Below are 7,800 nucleotides of genomic sequence, written 5' to 3' on the forward strand. Positions count from 1 at the left end.
GTCGGCTGGAAGGGCCTGATCAACGATCCCTATCTGAACAGCAGCTTCCGGATCAATGAGGGGCTGCGCATTGCCCGCGACCTGCTCGTGCGCATCAATCAGGTGGGCGTTCCCGCTGGCTGCGAATTTCTCGATGTGATCTCTCCCCAGTACATCGGCGACCTGGTTTCCTGGGGCGCTATCGGGGCGCGGACCACCGAATCGCAGGTGCATCGCGAACTCGCTTCCGGGCTGTCGTCGCCGGTCGGGTTTAAGAATGGCACCGACGGTAACGTGCGGATCGCCATTGCGGCGATTCTGGCTGCCCGCCAGCGCCATCACTTCCTGTCGGTGCATAAGTCCGGTCAGGTGGCGATTGTGGATACCCTGGGTAATACCGACGGCCACATCATCCTGCGCGGGGGGAGCCAGCCCAACTACGATCAGGCGAGCGTGGAGGCGGCCTGCGCCGAACTCGCCCGGTCCAATTTGCCCGAACGGTTGATGGTCGATCTCTCGCACGGGAACACTCCGGGAGGGTTCCAGCGACAATTGGTCTCGGGCGCGGCGGTCGCCGAGCAAATCGCCGCAGGCAGCGCACGGATCATGGGGGTGGCGGTGGAGTCCCATCTGGTCGAGGGTCGGCAGGATCTACGCCTCGATCAACCCCTGGTGTACGGTCAAAGCATCACCGATCCCTGCATCGGCTGGGAGGATTCCGTGCGATTGCTCGACCAATTGGCTCAGGCGGTGCGGGCGCGGCGGAACCTGTCCAAGTTCGAGCGATAGAAAGGCGCACTTACTTCTGTCTTTTATCCTTGCGATCCTAAGGAGGCGTGAGATGGCTGAATTGAATCTGGGGTTCGTGGCCGGGCTGGTGTTTGAAGGGGAATCGGGGGCGAAGCTGCCGGGGGCGATGGTGTCGATGGGGGCGGTGTACAAGCGGTCGGTGGAACGGATGACACTGTATACGCCGTTGGGGCTGGAGGTGAAGTCGATAGCGTATCCGCCGGTGTATTCCGATAGCGATGGGATTTTCGGCGTGGTGTTTCAGTGGGATGCCTCGGATATCGGGGCAGTGATGGATGCGGCGATGTCGGACCGGCTTGAGTATTCGATCACGGCGTGGCGGCAAGTGGGCAATTTACGGGTGCCATCGAAGAAGCGCGGGACACTGAAGCTGCGGTCGAATGCGGGCGGGATGGGATTGCCGAAGAATGGACTCGCGTGGGTTTTGGCGACCGGGGCGGCGATTGAGAAGGCGGCCAAGCAGATCAAAGTGTCGGCGCCAGCAGGGTTGGGGACAGTGCGGACGACGGAGTTGTACTACCTGGTGGATATGGTGGATTTGCCAGCGTATTCGACGGCACGATATTAGTCATGAACACCGACAACCTGTCCGTTCTGGGCCTGACCATTGACTATGGCCCTTATGGCTGGCTGGAACCCTACGATCCGGCCTGGACCCCCAACACCACCGACGCCAGCGGGCGGCGGTACTGTTACGCGAACCAGCACCATATCGAGCTGTGGAACCTGTCTCGATTCGGGCGTGCGCTGACTCCGCTGCTCCAAGCCGCCGAAGGCATCGAACAGGGTTTGACGGTGTATCGCACCACCTTCGAGCGGACCTATCGAGAGCTGGTGGCCGCAAAACTCGGTCTGGAGACGCTTGAAGATACCGCCGGCGAGAAACTGCTCGCCGACCTGCTCGAACTGCTCCAAGCTTGTCGAGACTGACTGGACGATTTGGTCCTGTAAATTTTCCTGTGATGGCGAGGGTTGGTAGCATCAGGCTAGGGCGTTGACTGAATCCAACCCATTGATCTCAATAGGTGATATTCATTTTACCTGCCTGCCCCACAGTTCCGATCACCGGAAAATTTACAGGAGGAATTTTTTTCATCGTCGCTCTCCTCTCCGGGGTGTCAACCGCACCGCCAGGCATGAAAACGCTCGACCCAGGCCAACAGTTTCTCCGGGGCATGGGCCTTTTTCCAGACGCCGGCGACATATTTATTGGCTTCCGCCAGGGTCGGGTAAATGTGAATCGTGCCGAGAATTTTGTTCAGGCCGATGCCGTGACGCATCGCCAGCACATACTCGGCCAGCAAATCGCCGGCATGTTCGCCGACGATGGTCACGCCCAGAATACGATCCTTGCCCGGCGTGGTGAGCACCTTGACGAAACCGTGCGCTTCCCCGTCAGCAATCGCCCGATCCAGATCGTCCAAACCATAGACCGAAACCTCGTAGCGAATGCCTTTCTCCTTGGCGTCCTGTTCATTGAGACCGACCCGTGCCACTTCGGGATCGACAAAAGTTGACCAGGGAATTACTGAATAGTCGGTTTTGAATTTCTTGAACGGATCAAACAGGGCGTTGACCGCTGCATACCACGCCTGATGGGCGGCGGTGTGGGTGAATTGGAACGGCCCGGCCACGTCGCCCGCCGCGTAGATGTTGGGATAGATCGTTTGCAGATACTCATTAGTCTCTACCGTGCGGGGCGCGGGAATGCCCAGTTCCTGTAACCCGTAACCTTGCGTGTTCGCCACCCGCCCGACCGCCACCAGCACGGCATCGAAGGGAATCCGCACGTCTGAGCCGTCGTGTTCGGCGATCAAGACCTTTTCGCCGTTCTCCACCGCAAACCGCTTCGCCTGGTGATTAATCAATACGGCGATGCCTTCCTGCCGAAACCGCTCGGTTACCAACTCCGAGACTTCCGGATCCTCCCGAATCAGAAGGCGCGGGGCCATTTCGACTTGCGTCACCTGACTGCCCAATCGGGCGAAAGCCTGGGTCAGTTCCGAACCAATCGGTCCGCCGCCCAGCACCACCAGCCGCCGGGGCGACTCGCGGAGAGTCCAGATATTATCTGAAGTCAGGTAGCCCACGTCTTCCAGCCCTGGAATCGGCGGGACGAACGGCCGGGCGCCAGCGGCAATGACAATACTGCGCGTGGTCAAGGTGCGCGTCCCTTCCGCCGTGGTGATGTCCACCGTCCAGGGTGAGGTGATTTTGGCCGCCCCTTGCACCACCTCTACGCCCAACCCGGTATAGCGTTCTACGGAATCATGCGGGGCGACCTCCTGAATGACCCGCTGCACCCGCTCCATCACCTCGGCGAAGTCAAAATCGGCTTCGGCCTTGCGAATCCCGAACTCCGCAGAGCGGCGGATGTGGGAGAGCAGTTTGGCGGAACGGATCAGCGCCTTGGATGGAACGCAGCCGGTATTCAGGCAATCGCCGCCCATTTGATGTTTCTCAATCAGCGTGACCTTGGCTTTGACCGCTGCCGCGATATAAGCCGTCACCAAGCCGGCTGAACCGCCGCCGATCACCACCAGATTGCGGTCGAACCGGGTCGGCTTTCGCCATTTCGCATAGACCCGCCGGGCTTTCACGATGGCGACGATTTTCTTGGCGATCAGCGGGAAAAGACCGAGCAGGGCAAAGGAGGCCAGCAGTTCCGGCGACAAAATACCCTTCAGCGAGTCGATTTGCGCCAACTGCGTCCCGGCGTTCACATAAACCAGCGTCCCGGCCAACATGCCGATCTGGCTGACCCAGTAAAACGTCCCGGTGCGAATCGCGGTCAGGCCCATCACCAGGTTGATGACGAAAAAGGGGAAAATCGGGATCAGCCGGAGCGTGAACAGATAGAAGCCGCCTTCCTTTTCCATGCCAGCATTGATCGCTTTTAATTTGTCGCCAAATCTCCCCTGCACCCAGTCGCGCAGTACGAAGCGGGAAACCAGAAAGGCCAGAGTCGCGCCGAGGGTGGAGGCAAACGAGACGATGACGGTTCCCCACAGCACGCCGAAGATCGCCCCTGCCGCCAAGGTCATGATCGCCGCGCCGGGCAGCGATAGCCCGGTCACGGCGACGTAGATCGCAAAGAAGATTCCCGCCGTCAGCGCCGGTTGCGTGACACGATAGGCATCAATAGCTGCCTGCTGACTTTTCACATAGTCCAGACTGAAAAAGCGCCCCAGGTCGAGGGCGAAGAAAGCGCCCACCAGGAGGGCGAACGCCAGAATCAGCAGAAGCTTGCGAGGGTTCATCAACAAAAACTCCAGTTCCCGCAAACAGCGCGGACCGTCGAAAAAAGGGAAGATTTGCGAAGGAGTCGGATAGAAAACCCAAAGGCCAGATCTAAAAGTGAGGTCGGGTATCCGTTCAAATTCGCGGTAACCGGTAACGATCCATCGCACCCGCCCAACCCCCCAACTCCCAACCGGGTTTTTATCGAGATCGTTGTGAGCCACGCGCTCGCCGCAGGGCGTTTAGAGTGGCCTCTATGCCGCCGCCAAGCGTCACCGTAGCGTTCGCAGGACTTTCGCCAAGCCCCTTAAATTCGTCATACCCGCGAAAGCGGGTATCCAATTTTTTCAGTGGCTTACTGGATTCCCGCTGACGCGGGAATGACGGAAAGCGAAAGTCCTGGTTCGACCAGTCAATAGGGCGCATGTCGGGATCGTCTACTGAATCCGGGGCTACGGCGATCAGGGCGTCCCAATCGGCGTCAGTGACCGGAAATTTCACTGCGATATCGGAGGATTTGTGTTTTGTCGGCATAGCGGTTCTGACCCTACTCAGCGGGCTTCCAGGCAGGATCGAGGATTTCGTCGGCAGTCCAAGGACACTCGAGCGGAAAGCGCTGAATTTCAATGCCGGTTTCTTGGGTGGCTTCGATTCGGGCATCGAACCAGGCATCTGCCCACCAGTCCACGTCATTCAACGCGGATTTGAGGCTGGGCGTTTTTTGCAGGCGGCGGCGGATGCGTTCGCGCTGGCCGTCGATCATCAGCGCCCAACTCGTGCTACGCCGTTCCGGTTGGTATTGCCACTTGAGGAGGTGCGCCAGCAGGATCGCCATGCGATGAGTCAGTTCACGTTGTTCGCTACGGCCCACGTCTTCGATCTCCTCAGCGAGATGTTCAATATCCAGGGCGCTGAATTGGCCTATTCGGAGTAAATGGGCTTGTTCCTGAGACCAGGCAACAACATCTTGGTCGTAAGTGGACATGGCGTTATCTCTTGAGTCGATTAATAGGTTTCTTTTGCGCCCCGGTTGCGGTTTTTAGCTCATCCGCCGCACGGGTTCTCCGTACTGGATGACCAGTTCGTCGTTGGTGAGCAGAATCATCGGTTCCGTCCGGCTCTGGGCAATCAGTAAGCGATCAAAAGGATCTTTGTGCAGCGCGGGAAGGTGGATCACCGCCGCTGCATGGCCGGCGGTGATCGGCAATTCGATGAAATCCATCTCCGGAAGTACGGCGAGGAGACGTTCAGGATCCGCCTGAAAATTGGGCCGCCCCAAGCCGCGTTTAATCGCGATTTCCCACAAGCTGGCAGCGCTGTAGTAAATCTCATGCTCTGGATTCTCCAGTAGTTGCCGTGTAGCGAACGGCAGTTGGCGACTCATGCCGATTGCCCATAGCAAGATGTGGGTATCGAGCAGCAGGCGCATTAGCCACGCCGCCCCTCGAAGGCGTTGAGGAGGGTCTCCGGCAGTGGTGCATTGAAGTCGTCGGGAATCTGGAGTTCGCCATCCAATAACCCCAGCCGACGCGGCTGACGGGCCGGCTTGATCGGGGTGAGGCGGGCGACCGGTTTACCGGCTTTGGCAATGATGAATTCTTCACCCAACAGAGACCGCTCCAGCAGTCGGGATAGTTGGGTTTTCGCTTCATGGATGTTGATTTGCTGAATCATCAGAGGGTCTCACCACATTGTGAACTAAACTTAGTTTGGTTTTTATCGGTCATTGCGTCAAGCGGGAAATAGGGGGCTAATCTCTGTTTTTTGCACGGTTTCCACGATCTGGCCTCGGTGAGCGTAGCTCCTTTTGCTTTTTTCTTAAAGCGCATCCCAAATGGTATGCTAAAATGGGTTTAATTTAATCAAGGGGAAAAGTCCTATGTCTACCAAAACACAAACCAGCTTACGTCTTGATGCGGATAAGCTCGCGGAAGCTAAACAAATACTATCCGAACTCGGTATGAACTTCAGTGAAGCGGTCAATATCTTCACCAACCTGATTGTTGCCAAACAGGGATTGCCCTTCGAGGTCGCTTTGCCCAATGAGGAAACCAAAGCTGCTTTGTTGGATGTCCGCGCCAGAAAGAATCTGGAAACTATTACGTTTGAACAATTCCAAATTGAAATTGGTACAGAATGAGAACCCTTTCGCGCCACAAAATGTTTGTCAAAGATATGCGTAACTTTCGGCTGACGGACACGCAGGCAACAAAGCTTTTTTTGTACGTTGCCAGGTTATTGAATGATGAACCATTACCACCAGAAGCCAATGACCATATATTACCTGACTCGCTTGGGTAGTCACGCCCAACTTTTTAAGAGCTTGCAGGAACGCAAAAAATTAGCGCTGCTGATCGGCTCCGAAATCCCTAACTTCAATCATCAGCTTCCACCAACGTCCAAGAGTCGCGCTTAGTCCAAACCATAACCACGATCCGGCCTCCGTAAGCTTCGCGGTCGTCTTTATGTTGATGTGTAGTCCTATCCGGCCTACATTGACGCCTTTTGAAGGAGCCATTTTCATGCGTACCATCGGAGCTTATGTTCGTGCGCGCATTGATCAGGATACGAAGGAACGCGCTGCCGAGGCACTGGAAGCCATGGGTTTGTCGATTTCTGATGCTATCCGTTTATTGATGCGGCGGATAGCGGATGAGCGCTGTTTGCCCTTCGGGATGAAAGTACCGAACGCGATTACGCACGAGGCGATGACCGAGCTTGAAGCGGGCAAGGGCCAGCGTTTCGATAGCGTGGATACGTTGATGGCGGACTTGAATGCGGACGATTGGGCCGGTTACCGCGAATGCCACATTAAGCCCGATTTGCTACTGATCTACCGAAAGCCAGACGAAGAAACTTTGCGGTTGGCTCGACTGGGTTCTCACGGCGAGCTATTTGATTAACAGGACTTTCGCTAAACCCTCAAATTCGTCATGCCCGCGAAAGCGGGTATCCAATCTTTTCAGTGGGTTGCTGGATTCCCGCTGACGCGGGAATGACGGAAAGCGAACGTCCTGATTAAGCTAGGCTTTCCCGGAGAGTACCAGTGCCGGGCGATATTTGCCGATATCCTTGCCTTTGGCAGGCTCGAAATCCAGCCAGATAATCTCATTTCGATCCGGCACATAGCGGATGCCCACGTCAATCTCCCCGTTCCGATACCCGAATCGCCGGTAACTCATCGGCATGGGCTTTCGCGGGATCCAATCCCAGCACCAGTTCGGCCTCGGAATAGGGGAAAACCCATGATTTGCCAAGGGTTGGTTTGGGCTTGACCAGCAAGCCGCCGTCAACCACCGCAACAGTTACGACCGTGCCGCGTTCAAGGTGCGCCGCCTCGCTCAGCGCCCGAGTGATGCGTAGCCCCAGGCTGTTTCCCCACGGTTGAATAACGGTTTCGAACTGGATGCTCACCATGCCGGATTTCCCCAAGTAGCTACAATGTGATTACAATGTTAGCAGGTCTTCGCGAGCTAAAGCCCGCTCCTACGGCCTTTGTTGAGTCGCACCCGCCCAACCCCTCCTGACAAAAATAGTCACCCTCGCCGCTTCCCGTCACTTATCGCCCGCAATGATTCCACCGCCGAATCCCTGCTTAAACCTCACTCCATGCTCAAGCGCAGTCCATTTCTGGATTCAGCGACTGGGACGAGCAACTAACTCACGCACTCGGCTTGCTACCTCCTGCTTCGATTGCCGCAATCATTCGATTTCGGATGCGCTCAGCATCCGGGGTGTTGAGCAAGTCAATCCTGGCATCAGCGATCACGC

11 protein-coding genes and 1 pseudogene are annotated in these 7,800 nt (G+C 56.8%); 5 read left to right on the forward strand and 7 right to left on the reverse strand.

The window, feature by feature from the left end:
* The 3 genes from BN874_RS00420 to BN874_RS00430 form a co-directional block, all read left to right on the forward strand.
* The coding region (locus BN874_RS00420; protein ID WP_034430077.1) for a 3-deoxy-7-phosphoheptulonate synthase at positions 1-768 on the forward strand (768 nt) is incomplete at its 5' end.
* A gap of 52 nt (positions 769-820) precedes the next feature.
* Positions 821-1,357 carry a hypothetical protein gene (locus BN874_RS00425; RefSeq protein ID WP_034430078.1) on the forward strand — a complete coding sequence of 179 codons (537 nt, stop codon included), beginning with the start codon at positions 821-823 and terminating at the stop codon, positions 1,355-1,357.
* A 2-nt stretch (positions 1,358-1,359) separates the two neighbouring features.
* On the forward strand, positions 1,360-1,719 hold the full coding sequence (locus tag BN874_RS00430) for a protein adenylyltransferase SelO family protein (RefSeq protein WP_034430081.1): 360 nt from the start codon (positions 1,360-1,362) through the stop codon (positions 1,717-1,719).
* Positions 1,720-1,907: 188 nt separating this feature from the next.
* Here BN874_RS00430 and BN874_RS00435 read toward each other — a convergent pair whose 3' ends face one another.
* From BN874_RS00435 to BN874_RS00455, 5 genes are all read right to left on the reverse strand, one after another.
* Positions 1,908-4,049: a dihydrolipoyl dehydrogenase family protein gene (locus BN874_RS00435; protein WP_034430083.1), complete on the reverse strand. Its 2,142-nt coding sequence runs from the start codon at positions 4,047-4,049 to the stop codon at positions 1,908-1,910.
* Positions 4,050-4,230: 181 nt separating this feature from the next.
* The gene (locus tag BN874_RS00440) at positions 4,231-4,563 is read right to left on the reverse strand and encodes a hypothetical protein (RefSeq protein WP_034430085.1); all 333 of its coding nucleotides are present in this window, start codon (positions 4,561-4,563) and stop codon (positions 4,231-4,233) included.
* A 13-nt stretch (positions 4,564-4,576) separates the two neighbouring features.
* Complete coding sequence (locus tag BN874_RS00445; RefSeq protein WP_034430086.1) at positions 4,577-5,014, reverse strand: DUF29 domain-containing protein; 438 nt, start codon at positions 5,012-5,014, stop codon at positions 4,577-4,579.
* 54 nt (positions 5,015-5,068) lie between these two features.
* Positions 5,069-5,458, reverse strand: coding sequence for a type II toxin-antitoxin system VapC family toxin (locus tag BN874_RS00450; protein WP_034430087.1), 390 nt, complete (start codon positions 5,456-5,458; stop codon positions 5,069-5,071).
* Positions 5,458-5,703, reverse strand: coding sequence for a type II toxin-antitoxin system Phd/YefM family antitoxin (locus BN874_RS00455; RefSeq protein ID WP_420886093.1), 246 nt, complete (start codon positions 5,701-5,703; stop codon positions 5,458-5,460). Before BN874_RS00455 ends, BN874_RS00450 begins: the two co-directional genes overlap by 1 nt.
* A 205-nt stretch (positions 5,704-5,908) precedes the next feature.
* Here BN874_RS00455 and BN874_RS00460 point away from each other — a divergent pair, with 205 nt between their 5' ends.
* Both BN874_RS00460 and BN874_RS25965 read left to right on the forward strand, forming a co-directional pair.
* Positions 5,909-6,169, forward strand: a complete 261-nt coding sequence (locus BN874_RS00460; RefSeq protein WP_034430088.1) for a type II toxin-antitoxin system RelB/DinJ family antitoxin — start codon at positions 5,909-5,911, stop codon at positions 6,167-6,169.
* Between the two features lie 382 nt (positions 6,170-6,551).
* Positions 6,552-6,932 carry a type II toxin-antitoxin system RelB/DinJ family antitoxin gene (locus BN874_RS25965; RefSeq protein WP_081756028.1) on the forward strand — a complete coding sequence of 127 codons (381 nt, stop codon included), beginning with the start codon at positions 6,552-6,554 and terminating at the stop codon, positions 6,930-6,932.
* Between the two features lie 126 nt (positions 6,933-7,058).
* Here BN874_RS25965 and BN874_RS24090 read toward each other — a convergent pair.
* Positions 7,059-7,211 (reverse strand): annotated as a pseudogene (locus tag BN874_RS24090) (type II toxin-antitoxin system PemK/MazF family toxin); the annotation flags it as partial.
* Positions 7,171-7,446, reverse strand: a complete 276-nt coding sequence (locus tag BN874_RS00475) for an AbrB/MazE/SpoVT family DNA-binding domain-containing protein (protein WP_034430092.1) — start codon at positions 7,444-7,446, stop codon at positions 7,171-7,173. The pseudogene BN874_RS24090 and the gene BN874_RS00475, both read right to left, overlap by 41 nt.
* Positions 7,447-7,800: the final 354 nt, after the last annotated feature.

It is taken from the genome of Candidatus Contendobacter odensis Run_B_J11, assembly GCF_000531125.1.
In the GTDB taxonomy this organism is placed as follows: domain Bacteria; phylum Pseudomonadota; class Gammaproteobacteria; order Competibacterales; family Competibacteraceae; genus Contendibacter; species Contendibacter odensensis.